Annotated in this window: 17 protein-coding genes; 4 read left to right on the top strand and 13 right to left on the bottom strand. The window is 40.2% G+C overall.

Features of this window, described 5'->3' with window-relative positions:
- Positions 1 to 94: 94 nt before the first annotated feature.
- The 8 genes from CXF72_RS12965 to CXF72_RS12930 all read right to left on the bottom strand — a co-directional run bounded on the left by CXF72_RS12965 (position 95) and on the right by CXF72_RS12930 (position 7,233).
- On the bottom strand, positions 95 to 442 hold the full coding sequence (locus CXF72_RS12965) for a metalloregulator ArsR/SmtB family transcription factor (protein WP_101039432.1): 348 nt from the start codon (positions 440 to 442) through the stop codon (positions 95 to 97).
- 195 nt (positions 443 to 637) lie between these two features.
- Positions 638 to 1,144 (bottom strand): phosphatase domain-containing putative toxin, encoded by a 507-nt coding sequence (locus CXF72_RS12960; RefSeq protein ID WP_101039431.1) that lies wholly within the window; start codon positions 1,142 to 1,144, stop codon positions 638 to 640.
- 124 nt (positions 1,145 to 1,268) lie between these two features.
- The gene (locus CXF72_RS12955; protein ID WP_101039430.1) at positions 1,269 to 2,459 is read right to left on the bottom strand and encodes a heme biosynthesis HemY N-terminal domain-containing protein; all 1,191 of its coding nucleotides are present in this window, start codon (positions 2,457 to 2,459) and stop codon (positions 1,269 to 1,271) included.
- 10 nt (positions 2,460 to 2,469) lie between these two features.
- Positions 2,470 to 3,606 carry a uroporphyrinogen-III C-methyltransferase gene (locus tag CXF72_RS12950; RefSeq protein WP_101039429.1) on the bottom strand — a complete coding sequence of 379 codons (1,137 nt, stop codon included), beginning with the start codon at positions 3,604 to 3,606 and terminating at the stop codon, positions 2,470 to 2,472.
- 65 nt (positions 3,607 to 3,671) lie between these two features.
- Entirely contained in the window at positions 3,672 to 4,406 is a 735-nt protein-coding gene (locus tag CXF72_RS12945) for a uroporphyrinogen-III synthase (RefSeq protein WP_101039428.1), read from the bottom strand.
- Positions 4,403 to 5,335, bottom strand: a complete 933-nt coding sequence (gene hemC, locus CXF72_RS12940) for a hydroxymethylbilane synthase (protein WP_101039427.1) — start codon at positions 5,333 to 5,335, stop codon at positions 4,403 to 4,405. The genes CXF72_RS12945 and hemC overlap by 4 nt, the downstream gene beginning before the upstream one ends.
- A 294-nt stretch (positions 5,336 to 5,629) precedes the next feature.
- Complete coding sequence (locus CXF72_RS12935; protein WP_232784980.1) at positions 5,630 to 5,896, bottom strand: DUF3820 family protein; 267 nt, start codon at positions 5,894 to 5,896, stop codon at positions 5,630 to 5,632.
- Positions 5,897 to 5,961: 65 nt separating this feature from the next.
- Entirely contained in the window at positions 5,962 to 7,233 is a 1,272-nt protein-coding gene (locus CXF72_RS12930; RefSeq protein ID WP_101039425.1) for an O-acetylhomoserine aminocarboxypropyltransferase/cysteine synthase family protein, read from the bottom strand.
- A 275-nt stretch (positions 7,234 to 7,508) separates the two neighbouring features.
- On the opposite strand from CXF72_RS12930, the gene CXF72_RS12925 reads away from it, so the two are divergent.
- Together CXF72_RS12925 and CXF72_RS12920 are read left to right on the top strand one after the other, a co-directional pair.
- Positions 7,509 to 8,024 (top strand): GNAT family N-acetyltransferase, encoded by a 516-nt coding sequence (locus CXF72_RS12925; protein WP_232784979.1) that lies wholly within the window; start codon positions 7,509 to 7,511, stop codon positions 8,022 to 8,024.
- Between the two features lie 90 nt (positions 8,025 to 8,114).
- Positions 8,115 to 8,537: an MAPEG family protein gene (locus tag CXF72_RS12920; RefSeq protein WP_101039423.1), complete on the top strand. Its 423-nt coding sequence runs from the start codon at positions 8,115 to 8,117 to the stop codon at positions 8,535 to 8,537.
- A 64-nt stretch (positions 8,538 to 8,601) separates the two neighbouring features.
- Here the strand turns inward: CXF72_RS12920 and CXF72_RS12915 are convergent, their stop codons facing one another.
- The 4 genes from CXF72_RS12915 to CXF72_RS12900 all read right to left on the bottom strand — a co-directional run bounded on the left by CXF72_RS12915 (position 8,602) and on the right by CXF72_RS12900 (position 11,294).
- Positions 8,602 to 9,660 carry a glycosyltransferase family 9 protein gene (locus CXF72_RS12915; RefSeq protein WP_101039422.1) on the bottom strand — a complete coding sequence of 353 codons (1,059 nt, stop codon included), beginning with the start codon at positions 9,658 to 9,660 and terminating at the stop codon, positions 8,602 to 8,604.
- 179 nt (positions 9,661 to 9,839) lie between these two features.
- Entirely contained in the window at positions 9,840 to 10,571 is a 732-nt protein-coding gene (dapB, locus tag CXF72_RS12910; RefSeq protein ID WP_101039421.1) for a 4-hydroxy-tetrahydrodipicolinate reductase, read from the bottom strand.
- A 73-nt stretch (positions 10,572 to 10,644) separates the two neighbouring features.
- Entirely contained in the window at positions 10,645 to 10,977 is a 333-nt protein-coding gene (locus tag CXF72_RS12905; RefSeq protein ID WP_101039420.1) for a DUF2956 domain-containing protein, read from the bottom strand.
- A 95-nt stretch (positions 10,978 to 11,072) separates the two neighbouring features.
- On the bottom strand, positions 11,073 to 11,294 hold the full coding sequence (locus CXF72_RS12900) for a DUF1289 domain-containing protein (protein ID WP_101039419.1): 222 nt from the start codon (positions 11,292 to 11,294) through the stop codon (positions 11,073 to 11,075).
- A gap of 307 nt (positions 11,295 to 11,601) precedes the next feature.
- Here CXF72_RS12900 and CXF72_RS12895 point away from each other — a divergent pair, with 307 nt between their 5' ends.
- Entirely contained in the window at positions 11,602 to 12,057 is a 456-nt protein-coding gene (locus tag CXF72_RS12895) for an HIT family protein (protein WP_101039418.1), read from the top strand.
- On the opposite strand, the gene CXF72_RS12890 is transcribed toward CXF72_RS12895, so the two are convergent.
- Positions 12,041 to 12,613: a GTP-binding protein gene (locus tag CXF72_RS12890; protein ID WP_101039417.1), complete on the bottom strand. Its 573-nt coding sequence runs from the start codon at positions 12,611 to 12,613 to the stop codon at positions 12,041 to 12,043. The two genes, CXF72_RS12895 and CXF72_RS12890, sit on opposite strands and share 17 nt — an antisense overlap.
- 159 nt (positions 12,614 to 12,772) lie before the next feature.
- Here CXF72_RS12890 and CXF72_RS12885 point away from each other — a divergent pair, with 159 nt between their 5' ends.
- A complete protein-coding gene (locus CXF72_RS12885) occupies positions 12,773 to 13,636 on the top strand; it encodes a YicC/YloC family endoribonuclease (protein ID WP_101039416.1) in 864 nt (287 codons plus the stop codon).
- The last annotated feature ends 479 nt before the right edge of the window (positions 13,637 to 14,115 follow it).

Genomic DNA, 14,115 nt, shown 5'->3' with positions numbered 1-14,115 from the left:
TCGATTGTCAGCTATCGGTTGTCAGCTATCGGTTATCAGCTATCGGTTATCAGCTATCGGTAATTAGTCATTAGTAATAGTTATTCGGTGCTTATTAAGCGCAGCAGTTTTTACTGCCGTCGGATCCGTCGGGCATTTTTTTAATTTTCCCGAGAGCATCATTCAGGAAAACTGAATGGTGATCAGTGGTGAGCTTAATAATATCCCTCATCCACAATGCTAAATTCGGGTTTAAGCGGTAATAAGCCCACTGCCTTTGCCTGCGCACCAGCAGTAAACCACTCTGCCTGAGCAGTGCAAGATGGCGCGAGATTTTTGTTTGGCTATCATTCAAGGCCACCATCAATTCACCTACACATAGCTCGTTTTCATGTTGAATAAGCATCAATATTTTTAAACGGGTATCATCTGCAAGGCACTTAAAAAATTGAGTTGAGCTCATAACACCTCATGCTATTAATCTGTTTATATGTGAAATACCACATATACCTTAAAGCATGTATATGACAGAAATATTACAACTGGCTAAAAAATGATTATTTTCCGGCGTAATTCAGAGGAAGAGTGATTGTAAAATGGGAGTGGGCCGCAATAGGATAGCAGTCCAATGAACATCTATCCTATTAATATCAATGATTTATTTTAAACTATTGGCCAGATCCGTTAAGTAATCACGATGACATAAATGCATAAATGCATTTGGCCGAACAATCTGAATACGCGCCAGAAGAGGTGCTAAGGCTTCACCGCGTTCAATAAGGATTTGCGCGCTAATCAGGCCCGTACGTCCGGAGCCCCCTTTGCAATGCACAGCAATGCTTTTACCCTGTGCAATTAAATCATGCACAATCGGTCCGGCACTCTTCCAAGCCTTCAAAAACGGATTTCCGGGCGCTTCGTCATCAACAATAGGCAGATGAAACCACTGCAGTCCCTGTGCTTCGCTCGCTTTCCCGATATCAGACAACTGATTTTTATCCAGCTCTTTTTGGGTCATAAAGGTTAATAATGCCGTCGCACCGGAGGCTTTTATTTGCTGAAGTGAATTTACTAAATCGACACCTTTTGTGCCGGGGCAAGGGGTTAAAATGATGCAGGCAGTGCTGTTTTCAACGCTGAGTGTAAAAAGGGGATGAATAGACATAAGGTTACCTGTTAAAAATTGTAAAAAAAAGCAGAAGAGGCTTCTGCTTTGTATAATCGTTCGGCTTCAAAAGTCAGAAATCTGACCTTACTCTGCTGTGCTTATAATTTATGATATCAATGTTTCATTTTGATGACATAAATAATAACAGGCCTTTGCGGTAATAATTATTAGCCTCGTCCATGCGATCCGCTTTTTCCAGAATGTTAGCCAGTAGCGCAAAATCGTCGACATTAGGATCCAGTTCCAGCCCCTTTTGCAAATATTCAATCGCAGCTGATTCGTTGTTTTCATTTAACTTTAACTTCGCAAGCGCATGATGAATGGCACCGTTTTCAGAATCTTTTTTAAGTTGTTTCTCCAGGATTAAAATCAGCTTATTATTATCCGTAATCTGTATTTTGTCCACATAAGCAAGCAGGGGTAAATTGAACTGTTCTTTAAGCTTTTCTACTAAAAAATGCTCTGCAAATTCATAACGTTCCGCCTCAATAAAAGCATCTAACATTGCGCTTTGGTAAGCGATATCTTTGCGCATGCTGCGTGATGATTTATCATTCCATAACGCCTGCAGAGCCTCACCACTCTGCAGCGCCAACTGCTTAAAAAGGTGCTGATAAGCATTTAATTTAATGGCCTCAAACTCAGTATCAACCAAGGACAAATACTTACGTTGTTTGATTAACAGATCGATATAATCAGCCCATTGATTTAATGCGGGATAAATATCTAAGTATAGTTTTGCAATGCGTTTATTACCCGGAAAGGTGCTATCCAACTCCTTAAGCTTCAGCTGTGCATCAACAAATTGTTTTGCTTCGATCTGCAGTTCAACCCAGACTAACCCCACGGCTAAGCTGCACCCTTTTTGGCTTTTGGTTGCCTGCTGCAGGTAAGAGTCACGTAATGCATAGTCATTTTGCTGCTGCGCAGCTTGAGCTGCTGCGATATAATTTAAGGCAGGCGCTGCCGTTTTCTCCGCTGATTTAGACAATAACTTTTGTGCTTGTTTACTATTACCTTCGAGCAGCGCTAGCATACCTAACAGACTGTTTTTCTGTGCTTTTTTAGTTTTACGCTGACCGAACCAACCGCGGGTAAGAGAACTCATTGAGAGTAATTTACGTAAAACCCATTCAATTAATCCCAATAAAAAATAAAAAACAACGGTCGCAATAAGCGCATTGATAATAGTAGTTTCATAGGTGGTATAGGTATCAAGGGAAATTAAAATATATCCCTTATTAGTGCTGATTTCAGGGCCAAAAAATAATCCGGCGATCAGTGCTGCAATGACTATAATAATTCGAATCATAATATTCTCCCTATTCTTCAGTCGAATTAGCGAGTGATTTTTTTACCCGCTGTGTCATTATACTCGCCAGTACCGGCGCGCTTTTTAGCTGATCAGGGTAATCGACGGAAACCTTTTGCTTCTTTAAGTCCTGAATAGATTTGAAAAAATAATTGGTGGCATTATCGGTTAAATCATAATAATCCGTTAATAAATCAGAGGCATTTTGCAGCGCCAGGTCATAAATATCCTGCTGTTCACGGTAAACGGCAAACTCAGCCTTGGCCAGCTCCGCGCGTAAATTCTCCTGCAAATACCACTTTTGTTCAGGAGAAAGTAACGCTTGTACTTTCACCTCACGTTTATTGATAACCACAAAACTCTCAACAAAACTGCTCCATGATTTGGATAAATTTTCACTCCAATCTTTAATATCAGTTGAAATTTCGCTTGTATCTTTGCTCTCGGATGTCGATAAACTTAACCCCACAAGCAGCAATTTATCCGCCCTACTTTCAAGATTGGAAAGCGCTAAAATCAGACCGTCGGGATCGCGTTTCGGTAAAGATTGTAAACTGTTAATATCTTCTAACAATGCAGAGCGCAATGGATTGAGACTGGGGTCGCTTAATACCAGCAGACGCTGATCAGCAGCGCTAAGCAGCGCAACGGCGGTTGCCAAATCACTCTCTAACCAAATTTTACTGCCCGCTAAACGTATCAGGTATTCCACTTCAGTCAGGATCCAATCATTTGGATGACGAACGGTTGTTTCTGCCACGCGGCGTTGTAAAGACTGAAGATCGCTACTATAGAGCTTATTTTGATTTGTTACTTGTCGAAGTTGCTGATTAACCTGCACTAATGCCGACTGTAACGCTGCGTTTTGTTGATTGAGGGTGGCTTCCTGAGAAGATAAACTGCTATTCAACTGAGCCATTTTAGCTTGCTGCTGATCCGTTAGCGTTTTATTCAATTTATAGAAATAACCGCCCGAAAAAATTAAAATAACAATCAGGAACAGTGCTAATAAAGCAATAAACAGCGCTGATTTACTGCTGTTGGGCTTTTTATTTACAGGGATGTTTTCTGATTCAGCAGCCGGAAAGTCAGATTTGAGATCCTCATTATCGATTATTTCTTCATTATCATTGTTACTTTTGGTCATAACCACCCTCACATTTTTTAGTCAAAAAAGTTTAATTACTAATATACATGACTATCTTTTTTTTATTAATGTTTAAAATAATCAATAACTTGCTGATCAGACATACCGGGAAGTACTTTTGTATTTGACCAGCCCCAACGTTTTGCCTGATCGAGTATACGCTCACTTGGGGCATAAATAGTAAGCGTTCTCAACCATTCATGCGCGGCAAGCGGCACAACGGTCATTAACCTTTCTAATAATTCAATACTACTGATAATAGCACCATTAATATTTTGTTGTTGCCATTCTTTTATTAAAGCTTCCCCACATAATACAATAGCAACACGTTGATAAGGCTGATAATAATCAACGATTGCCCCACGCTGCGTTAATGTGTCACAGAGCAACTCTCGGCCGCCCAATCCGCGTAAAATAAGGATATGCTTACCCTGTAAATTCAGTAATAAGGGCAAATCAAGTAACCCTTCACTATCAAAGCATTTTTCGGGCACAACGACATTCTGCGCGGTTGCTGTTTTTAGCTTAGCCTGTGTCGCTTTACCAACGGCTAAATATTCAGTCTGCGGCCAATTGATGCCCGCCAGAGCCTGATCCGTATAATCAACCGCATTGGGACTTACCGCGATAATATAATCATAATTTTTTGCCAACACTTTACTGACACAGTTAAATTCTACTGTTTTTTGGAGTGTTAACAAAGGTTGCGCAAAGGCAACTGTCCCCTGCGCATTGAGTAAGTTCGCTAAGCGTTGCGCATGAGGAGCGAAACGTGTCACTAATAAACGTGCTTCTTTCATTGATTTTTATAAACTTCAGCAAGAATTTCTTCTGCGCCACAGGCTAATAATTCCTCAGCAAGGGTAATACCTAATTGCTGCGCATCATTCTGATGGCCGGTTATTTCTTTGCGGATAATCTGTTTCCCGTCCACGCTGCCAACTAAACCGCGTAAAAATAGTTGCTCATTTTCAAGTATGGCAAAGCTCCCAATAGGCACCTGACAACCGCCCTGCAATTTGAGATTCATTGCCCGTTCGGCCGTTATTCTTATGCGCGTTTGTGGATCTTCAAGTGGTTTTAATAGGGTAATAGTCTGCTCGTCATTCAAACGGCATTCAATTCCTACTGCGCCTTGCCCTACGGCGGGAAGGCTAACTTCAGGTGCGATCAAAGCGGTAATTCGATGTTGCATTTCTAAACGCATTAAACCCGCTGCGGCTAAAATAATAGCATCGTATTGACCCTCATCTAACTTACGTAAACGTGTATTCACATTACCACGCAAATTTTTAATGATAAGGTCCGGGCGTAAAGCTAGAATCTGGCATTGACGGCGCAGACTGCAGGTACCAACAATTGCACCTTCTGGTAGCTCATTCAACTGCTTATAATGATTGGAAACAAAAGCATCATGGGGATCTTCTCGTTTACAAATAGTCGTTAACCCTAATCCCTCGGGGAAATCAACGGGCACATCCTTTATCGAATGTACCGCGATATCCGCTCGCCCTTCTAATATGGCAACTTCTAACTCTTTAACAAAAAGACCTTTTCCGCCCACTTTAGCTAAAGGGGTATCTAGTATTATATCGCCTTTAGTTTTCATCGGTAAAAGTTCAACGATTAAATTCGGGTGATATTTTAAAAGTTCCGATTTAATGAAGTTAGCTTGCCACATAGCCAGAGGGCTATGGCGAGTCGCAATACGAATTTTTTGAGCAGTCATTTATGCATTTTCTCGTGAATAAAACAATCATTTGATGCTATCAAAAATAAGCTTAATAAGCATGCGGATTTACACAAAAATGCTCTTCGAGTAGGAAAATGGATGATCGCCGGGCGGGTGATTGAGTAATAGTCGGTCATTGCGCATCAAAAAATGATATTAGCCTTTATTTTAACCGCCAATATTGATACGCACTGTGATAATGGCAATGCGCATAAAAGTTTGCTTAAAATTTAAATATTTTAGCCTAAGCGATTAATAATAAAATAAAACGAGCATTACAAAAGCAATCTCCTAGTGATAGCTTTTATTCTCAAAACCACCGGTTTTGACTAAAGGGGCTAACATTTTCTCCAGCCCGTTTAATTTTATTTCATAGATCAACGCCAACTGCCGGCCCAGTTTTCCTTCAGGAAAACCTTTGCTATTAAACCAGACTAAGTAAGGCTCCGGCAGATGAATCAGCTTACGACCTGCATATTTACCAAAGGGCATAACCTGATTAATTGCTTCACTAAGCACTTTGGGATCATTCAACAATAGGTTTACCTCTCTACTCATTAAAAATTATAACCGTTATAAAAAGCCGATATATTTCACTTGCTGCTATATCGGCTCAGTCGTTTTTACACTTTTGCTAAGGCTTGCTCAACATCGGCAATAATATCATCAATGTTTTCAATGCCCACTGAGATACGGACCAAATCTTCACTGACACCGGTGGCTTTTAACTCATCGGCATTCAGCTGGCGATGAGTTGTTGAAGCCGGGTGACAGGCTAACGACTTAGCATCACCTATATTGACTAAGCGTAAAATCATTTGCAGCGCATCAATAAATTGACCGCCGGATACCGCGCCGCCTTTAATACCGAAGCTTAAAATACCGGAAGCCTTACCGGCACATATTTTTTGACAGATTGAATAATAAGGGCTGCTTTTAAGTGCGGCGTAGTTAACCCACTCGACTTTTTCATGTGTGCTGAGGTAAGCAGCTAATTTCTCGGCATTTTCACAGTGCCGCTCCATGCGTAAACACAAGGTTTCTAAACCCTGCATAATTTGAAACGAATTCATGGGTGAAATCGCGGCACCGGTATTGCGCAGTGGTACAACACGGCAGCGGCCAATATAAGCAGCCGCACCTAATGCTTCGGTATAAACGACACCATGATAAGAAGGATCCGGTTCATTTAAAATAGCAAAGCGTTTTTTATTCGCGACCCAGTCAAACTTGCCTGAATCAACAATAATACCGCCAATACAGGTACCGTGACCGCCAATATATTTAGTCAGTGAATGCACCACTATATCAGCACCAAACTCAAATGGACGGCATAATACCGGTGTTGCGACGGTATTATCCACAATCAGAGGGACACCGTGTTTATGGGCAATCTGAGCAAGCTTTGCAAGATCAACTATATTACCAGCAGGATTGCCAATTGACTCACAAAAAACGGCCCGCGTATTTTCATCTATTGCATCCTCAAAACCCTGGTAATCATCAAAGTTGACCATCCGGGCTTCGATACCCTGCTTAGGTAATGAGTGAGCAAAGAGGTTATAAGTGCCGCCATAGAGTTGACTGCTGCTCACAATGTTAGTACCAACTTCACATATACATTGTATCGCATAAGTGATTGCTGACATACCCGATGCCACCGCAAGAGCACCAATTCCGCCCTCCATCGCTGCGACCCGTTTTTCCAGCACATCCGTGGTGGGATTCATGATCCGCGTATAAATATTACCGGGGACCTTTAAATCAAACAGATCTGCACCGTGCTGAGTATCGTCAAAGGTGTAGGAAGTGGTTAGATAAATGGGCACAGCCGCAGCTTTAGTCGTGGCTTCGGATTCATAACCGCAGTGTAACGCGAGTGATTCTAATTTCATAAAAACGCCTATTAAAAAAGATAATGAATGAATGTATAAACAACATACTTTAATAAAACCGTTTGAAATTAGCACTGTTAATGTTCAATAAACAGCCTTTTTATGCATTTATCAAAGATCGAAACAGCTAAAAATAAAAATTCAGAGGTTGGTCGAAGATTGCTTATTAGCCGTCATGATGTTTAATTAATGTGCACAGACAATATGACTCAAGCAATAAATACCTTTAATATTAATAATGCAGATTGTCATAGATTAAAAACCGGATGAGAACAATGCCAAACAATATTAAAATTTGTAAACAAAATCAGCTGGATTTATTACGTTCGATCTCGATTGAAACCTATAGAGATACATTTTCAGAGAGCAACAGTGAAACCTTAATGACCCAATATTTTCAGGATGCCTTAAATAAAGAAAAATTGCAGGCTGAACTGAATCATCCCGATAGTAGTTTCTATTTTATCTGCGTTGCAGAAAAAGTGGCTGGTTTTTTAAAAGTAAATGTAATGAGCGCACAAACCGATATTAAGGATTCTAATGCATTAGAGATTGAACGTTTTTATATTCGTAAGTCTTTTTTACGCAACGGATTAGGTAAAGAATTGATGGATTTTGCTGGTGATTTGGCCCGGAAAAAGAATAAAGACTTTATCTGGTTAGGAGTTTGGGAAAATAATATTCCTGCATTACACTTTTATAAACAAATGGGATTTTATCAAATAGGCACCCACCCTTTTAATATGGCCGGTGATATTCAAACCGATTTACTACTACAGAAAGATCTATAGACAAATGCTGCTATTCTGAAAAGGGAGCAACTGCTAAATGATTATGAGACTATTCTTTTAAACACAACGAATAAAAAATGAGAGATACCTATGGATTTTACAGTGTACGATTTAGCATTTAGCGGCTTACTTGTGGTTTTGCTGACCCTAGTAGTGCAATCTTTTGTCGCAAATATGAGCAAAGCGAGATTGCCTAACCATATTCCGGGTAAAATAGATCCTGCACTTGGGCATGAGAGCTTTGTCTACCGTGCTAATCGCACCCTGGAAAACTCTTTAGAGAATATCAGTGTTTTTCTCGGCAGTGCCTTTTTAGCTGTTTTAATCAACCTTGATCCCTTTTGGACCGCGCTGACTGTCTGGGTTTATGCTCTGGCACGTATCATGCACATGATATTGTACTATCTTATCTCTACGGAAAAAAACCCAAGCCCGCGATCTTACTTTTACCTGCTTGGGTTATTTGCCAATATCCTATTATTAATACTGATTTTCATGAAGTTGGTAGATTAGGGTTAAAAACCGTCGCTATCAGCACAATAACAGGCGAATAATTAATCTTCAGCTGCGAACACCACTAAAAAAGATTTAATTTTTTGCCTATTGCCTGCGCATCCAGGTTTTCTATATCCGCAACATTAATTGTATTTTCACCAATCACGCCAAAACTATTTGAATTAGTGTGGCTGTATAAACCAATACAGCTTGCTCCTGCTGCGTCCGCTAAATGCAGCGGCCCGGTATCGCAGCAGATAAAAGCATCTAAATGCTTAAGCACAGCAGCTAAGTGACGCAGATCGGCGGTCTGAAAGGTTTTTACGCCCGTTTTTATTGGACTGCTAATATCCGGGCTTAATATCTCTACCCACTGAACCTGTTGATTTGTGGCTATTTCAAATTTTGATAAAATAGTTAACCAGGTTTTGTCGGATAACAATTTATCCCCGCGGGCGCCTCTAAAATAGGCAATAGTTAAATGTTCCTGATTATTGCGCAAATCCCGACTGACTTGCAACCCGCTATCGAGCTCCTTCTGGGTAAATTCCAAAGTGTGCAAAAGAGGCTCAACAAGGGTGTGACCTAATCCTTCCAAAATGGACAAAGGGCCAAGAGAAGCATGCTTTCTTCGGTTCTCTATACGGACGGCGTGCCTACAAACTAGATTACGCTGGGGATGATAGCTTGAAACTTTATTTCGTCCATCTAAGAGTGCTGTTATAACCGTATCTCCAGCGGAAGTCCGAGGCAGTAAAATCATATCGTAAGTGACTTTTTTTACTTCTTTGAGCATTTTTAAAAACTTAAAAATCCCCTGAAAAGAAAAGTGGGAATAATAGAACTGATTGATGCCTAAATTATTAAAAATATTACTTTGCCATGGTTCATTGAGCATCATATCAATGCGCGCATCGGGATAAGCGGCACGAATCTGGCGGACAAAAGGTAATAAAAAATAGATATTGCCAATACGCTTATTATTACGAATCAGGAGAATATGTTTTACTTTATCTTTTGCGAGTTTATGCTTTTCTAAATTTGCTGTATTACTGAAAAGTCGATAAAAGGCGGTTTCAAGGTTGGGCATTTTACTGCGGCGAAATTGATCAAAATTTCTAAATTGGTGTTTTAAGGTCATTTTTTAACTCTATTTGGGGAAATAACCGCGGTTATCTCCCTTATTAAAGGGCATATCCGGTTGATATGATCGAAAATAATGATAAAAGTTCAATTTATAACGCTCTTTCCGTGCATTAACTCCAATTATTTTACTGAAATAAACCCGTGAATACTCCAGTAAAATAAAGTTACAATAAACTAATCCATCAAATGCTCTAAGCCATAAACTAATTCATTACGTTTTACGACCTGCTTACAGGCCAGACAAATACCCGGCATAAATGACTCTCTATGCACCGAGTTATGCTCAATCTTTAAGGTTTCACTCAAACCGCCAAAGAAAACCGTTTGTTGTGCAACTACTCCGGGTAAGCGGATAGAATGTAGTTTCACACCATGCAACTCGGCTCCGCGAGCGCCCTCGATTAGCTCTTTATCATTAAAGGCAGTCGCGTTTTTAGTGCGCGCTTGTGCAATTAACTCTGCGGTGCGAATACCCGTGCCGGAAGGGCTCTCTTCTTTTTGCGTACTGTGCGCTTCGATAATTTCAGCATCGGGTAGATATTTGGCCGCTTCAGCAGCAAATTTCATCATCAAGACAGCGCCCACGGAGAAATTAGGTGCAATTAAACCACCCAAATTTTTCTCCGTCGCTAATGTCTGCAGCTCGATCACCTGTTCAACTTGAAAGCCACTTGTACCAACAACAGGCCGAGCACCGGCATTTAAAATAGTTTTGGTATTATTAAAACCGGCAGAAGCCGCAGTCAAATCAACCACCACCTGTGCACCAGACTCCATAATAAGCAGGGTTAAGTCATCACCAACATCACACTGCCCAACCAATTGCAGTTCCGGGTCGTTATTTATCGCATTAACAGCTTCACTGCCCATACGCCCTTTTGCACCATTTACGATAACTGAGACCATTTTGATTTCCTTACTATTTCTAGTGTAAATTGTATCTGTAGAATCTAATTAATTTTTAACAACTGCGTTTTAGTTAACCCGTTGTTATAAAATAGACAGCCATCGCAGCCCAACTAAGCAGCAACAAACCCCAAGGTAAAATATTATAACGGGGCTTCGTTACAACGGGTGATTGTGCATCTTCTGTTGTGAGTGTTTGCTGACTTTTCCTTTTTTTACTGGCTTTATCGGCTTCACGCTGTTTACTTTTAACATTTTTTTTATATTCAGCGATACCTTTTTGAATGCCTAAGGCAATTAACCGCGTTTGTTCTTTGCTTTGCCCGGGCTTATTGGTCTTTTTGGCAAACTGCATTGCTTCATTTTGTGTTTCTGGAGAAATAGTTTTCGGATTATTTTTAGCCATATTATTTACACTTTTTTTGTTGATGCCTTAGAAGCCGCTGTAATGATTTATTACTGACAATCTCTAAGAATATCTCCGGATCATTTTTAGCCATATTATTTACACTTTTTTTGTTGATGCTTTAGAAGCCGCTTTACTGACTTATTACTGACAATCTCAACGAATACCTCCGGATCATCATAATCATATTCAATCAGGTGATTGAGTAGTTGCACACCAATGGCAGACATTGATTGAATTTCCTGATGGCTGCGCCCGCATCCTTTACAATGCGTACCATCTTTAGTGCAATTATCGGTGCACGGGCTAAACTTCATCGCGATTTCCTTGTGTTATAAATAATAGCAAGAGCTGCAAATATCAAATGCTCTTTGCTTTCCAATCATCTTATCCAATTACAACGGATCAAAGAAGTGAGTCTAGCAACTTTAGAGAAGTGAATCATTGATTTTAAAATCCTTTTCTTCGCAGACATAATGTAAATAATTTTTCTATAGCATTAAAAATCAACGGGGTCCGAGTATACTTGGCAAATTATAAGGCTTATACGGTGATTAAATTAAGCTGCTACTAATACATAGTATTTGACTACAATCGGTGAGAAACCGTTTAAAGGGGAAGAAAATGAGCATTGAATTAGATCCAAATCTACAAAAAGACTGTTATAGATTAGCTGAGAGTGAAGATTGTTTATGGCTATTACTCAATAACCGCTATTTTATGTGGATGGTTATTGTCCCTAATACCACTCAAACGGAGCTCTACCGGTTAACGGAACAGGAGCAGCAAAAACTGACTCAACAAAGCAATATTATCAGTGAATTTATCACTCAACACTTTGCTTGCGATAAATTAAATGTGGCCAGTATCGGCAATATAGTCGCGCAAATGCATCTTCATATAATTGCTCGCACCACCACAGATCCATGCTGGCCAGGGGTTGTTTGGGGTACCGAGCATAAAGCGCCGTATCCACTGGATGACGTACTGAAGATTCAGACAAAACTGCAACAATTTTGCCAGAACAAAAATATCACCGGCTATTACTTTAATGCGCCGAAGATTAAAGCAATTCAATAAAGTCTAAATCTGCTTTTGTTCCCTGTAAAAAATAGAGTGGCTGTGCATATTTATCAGCCATTTTTGTCGCCAGATCAGAGCTTAAACTGCTTTTAATACAGAGTTTATCGGCTTGAGCTGCCAATGCCCGATACCCTTCATTGCCAGCATATTTTTCATTCAATAATTGCTGCTCGGATAAGATACAAATAACGGGTTTTAGCTGCACAACTTGCTGATAAAAAGGCCCCTGCAGCAACTGCTTAATATTACTCAAATGCCCTGCACCCGATGGCTCGATAAACAATCGGTCGGGTCTGACCTGTTTAATTAAATTATTAAGCGCCACTCGAAACGGCATGCCCGCACTGCAGCATAAACAACCGCCATAAACTTCACTAATAAATATATTATTTGTTTTGTAATGCTGATCGGAATAGTGGTTATTACCCGTTTCATTCACTAATACCGCCCATTTTTCACCGGCCGGTTTATAAGTTAATAACTGTTTGATAAAAGTCGTTTTACCCGAGCCCAAAAAACCCGCAATAAGATGACAAGGGATCTCTTTATTCATTAAAAATTTCCTGAAAATTTATATTTATCAATACTGATAGCGATTAAAAGTATCACCGTTATTAACCATTATCTGCTTAAATAAGATCCTCAACAGGTTATCGTAGCATCTTTACGGATCACTCAGTTATACTGTTTATTCAAATTCAGAGAGGTAATTATGATCTACAGTATGACAGCATTTGCGCGCAAACAATTCAAAGGTGATTGGGGCACTGCGGTGTGGGAGATTCGCTCAGTTAACCAGCGTTATTTAGAGAGCTATTTTCGTCTTCCTGAGCAGTTTCGCGGTCTTGAAGTTAACTTAAAAGATATTTTCCGCAAGAAAATACAACGCGGGAAAATCGAATGTAGCCTGCGTTTTGAAGCAAGCAGCAGCAATGGTAATGCATTAAGCATGAATCAGGAATTAGCCGCGCAAGTGATCCAAAATACCCAATGGATACTGGATAAAGCCGGCAGCGGCACCTTTAACGCAATTGATGTTCTGAACTGGCCTGGCGTAATGCAGACACCTGAGCAGGACCTGGATGTCGTCACCCTTGAGCTAATGGTCGGTTTTGAACAAACACTTCATGAATTTATTGATGCACGTGCTGCTGAAGGCACTAATTTGGCGGCATTTATAGAGCAGCGTTTAACCGCTATCGGCGAACAGGCAAATAAAGTACGTTCATTTATGCCGGAAGTGCAGGCATGGCAGAAAGCGCGTATTCTTAAAAAATTCGAAGATGCCAAAGTAGAATTAGACAGCACGCGTGTTGAGCAGGAACTCGTAATACTGGCACAGAAAACCGATGTAGCGGAGGAGCTGGATCGTTTAGATTCGCATATTTCAGAAAGCCGTAAAGTATTAAAAAAAGGCGGTCCCGTAGGACGTCGTTTGGACTTTATGATGCAGGAATTTAACCGTGAAGCAAATACCCTAGGCTCAAAAGTGATTAACAGTGAGATCACCGCAGCAGCCGTAGAGTGCAAAGTATTAATCGAACAAATGCGTGAGCAGGTGCAAAACATAGAGTAATGTTTTAGCCCGTTTCAGGTTGTTAATTATTCCACCCAAAGCCCCGTATATCGGGGCTTTGTTGTTTTTACTGGTTTTAATTTCATCTATCTTTGAAAATTAAATTCAGAATATCCATAGGGTTATTTAAAATTTTTACGCTGTCACTTTAAAACTATTGGATGTCCCCAATATTCCGGGAAGCTGAGACGCTAATCGAAATATTTAGGTTTTTTTAAGCAAAATACTTATATTTTCGGAACTGGGTCTTTAGGCCCGGCAGCTCTGCGTTGTAATGCAAATACCGCATCGGTTATTCGTAAGCTTTTATTGTAACTTTTATTGTTGGTATTTCGCCCTTGACGGCGACTTTACTTCTCTTTGAACGGCCAAAGAGAAGTAAGCAAGAGAAAAGCCGCCCGAGACGTTTTTTTATCTTGTGCAGAGCCAAGCCTAATAAATCAACAAGGGCACTCAGAGCTTAGCCCGCTCATAAGCCT

It is taken from the genome of Psychromonas sp. MB-3u-54 (assembly GCF_002836415.1).
Classification (GTDB): Bacteria; Pseudomonadota; Gammaproteobacteria; order Enterobacterales; family Psychromonadaceae; genus Psychromonas.
This window is presented reverse-complemented; position numbering and strand designations above follow the sequence as displayed.

Coding starts and splice junctions, on each gene's coding strand:
- CXF72_RS12965 (WP_101039432.1), bottom strand. CDS start 442: ATGAGCTCAACTCAATTTTTTAAGTGCCTTGCAGATGATACCCGTTTA.
- CXF72_RS12905 (WP_101039420.1), bottom strand. CDS start 10,977: ATGGCTAAAAATAATCCGAAAACTATTTCTCCAGAAACACAAAATGAA.
- CXF72_RS12890 (WP_101039417.1), bottom strand. CDS start 12,613: ATGAATAAAGAGATCCCTTGTCATCTTATTGCGGGTTTTTTGGGCTCG.
- CXF72_RS12950 (WP_101039429.1), bottom strand. CDS start 3,606: ATGACCAAAAGTAACAATGATAATGAAGAAATAATCGATAATGAGGAT.
- CXF72_RS12935 (WP_232784980.1), bottom strand. CDS start 5,896: ATGAGTAGAGAGGTAAACCTATTGTTGAATGATCCCAAAGTGCTTAGT.
- hemC (WP_101039427.1), bottom strand. CDS start 5,335: ATGACTGCTCAAAAAATTCGTATTGCGACTCGCCATAGCCCTCTGGCT.
- CXF72_RS12885 (WP_101039416.1), top strand. CDS start 12,773: ATGATCTACAGTATGACAGCATTTGCGCGCAAACAATTCAAAGGTGAT.
- CXF72_RS12945 (WP_101039428.1), bottom strand. CDS start 4,406: ATGAAAGAAGCACGTTTATTAGTGACACGTTTCGCTCCTCATGCGCAA.
- CXF72_RS12960 (WP_101039431.1), bottom strand. CDS start 1,144: ATGTCTATTCATCCCCTTTTTACACTCAGCGTTGAAAACAGCACTGCC.
- dapB (WP_101039421.1), bottom strand. CDS start 10,571: ATGGTCTCAGTTATCGTAAATGGTGCAAAAGGGCGTATGGGCAGTGAA.
- CXF72_RS12925 (WP_232784979.1), top strand. CDS start 7,509: ATGCCAAACAATATTAAAATTTGTAAACAAAATCAGCTGGATTTATTA.
- CXF72_RS12955 (WP_101039430.1), bottom strand. CDS start 2,459: ATGATTCGAATTATTATAGTCATTGCAGCACTGATCGCCGGATTATTT.
- CXF72_RS12895 (WP_101039418.1), top strand. CDS start 11,602: ATGAGCATTGAATTAGATCCAAATCTACAAAAAGACTGTTATAGATTA.
- CXF72_RS12920 (WP_101039423.1), top strand. CDS start 8,115: ATGGATTTTACAGTGTACGATTTAGCATTTAGCGGCTTACTTGTGGTT.
- CXF72_RS12900 (WP_101039419.1), bottom strand. CDS start 11,294: ATGAAGTTTAGCCCGTGCACCGATAATTGCACTAAAGATGGTACGCAT.
- CXF72_RS12930 (WP_101039425.1), bottom strand. CDS start 7,233: ATGAAATTAGAATCACTCGCGTTACACTGCGGTTATGAATCCGAAGCC.
- CXF72_RS12915 (WP_101039422.1), bottom strand. CDS start 9,660: ATGACCTTAAAACACCAATTTAGAAATTTTGATCAATTTCGCCGCAGT.